Origin of the sequence: Deinococcus multiflagellatus, assembly GCF_020166415.1 — a bacterium.
Lineage (GTDB): Bacteria > Deinococcota > Deinococci > Deinococcales > Deinococcaceae > Deinococcus > Deinococcus multiflagellatus.
Genome location: NZ_JAIQXV010000075.1, coordinates 1 through 624 on the forward strand (window position 1 = coordinate 1; position 624 = coordinate 624).

General features: G+C 60.1%; 1 pseudogene. It reads left to right on the top strand.

The features are described 5' to 3' along the window. Nucleotides 1-45: 45 nt before the first annotated feature. A pseudogene (locus K7W41_RS23375) lies at nucleotides 46-624 on the top strand (transposase); the annotation flags it as partial.

Below are 624 nucleotides of genomic sequence, written 5' to 3' on the forward strand. Positions count from 1 at the left end.
TCCTGATACCCAGGGAAAAGTCGGCTCCTGTAGCGTGTTTCTGCGATGAAGACACGTCAGAGCCGACACCCCCACGATACCTTGCAGGACGCGCTGCGGTCTGCGTTTCCTCTTGACCCCCGTCGCCTCGAGGTGCTGGCGGACCTGATCTTGGCCATGGTGCAGGCGCGCAGTGTCGTGCTGTACACCTTGAAGACCCATGTTCATCTCCCTGGCTCGTTGGAGACGCGATACCAGCGACTGCGGCGCTTTGTCCGCTTTGATGTCCCGGAGCGCCTGTTTGCACGCTTCGCCCTGTCGTTCCTTCCAGAGGGCGAAGTGCACCTCATCCTCGACCGGACGAATTGGAAATTGGGCAGACAGGACATCAATATTCTCTTGCTCTCTGCGGTGTGGGACGGCCTGACGTCTGCCACTGATGTGGACACTGCTCCCCCATGGGGGGAGCAGTTCGCAACAGGTGCGTGAAGCGCTTTTGACCCGGTTCCTTCAATGCTGCCCCGAGCGACGCATCGGGAGCTTGCTGGCAGACCGTGAGTTCATCGGCAAAACGTGGTTCGCGTTTCTGGACGCGCACGGCATTGCGCCCTGTATTCGTCTCCCAGCAACAGCCACCATCGGAAC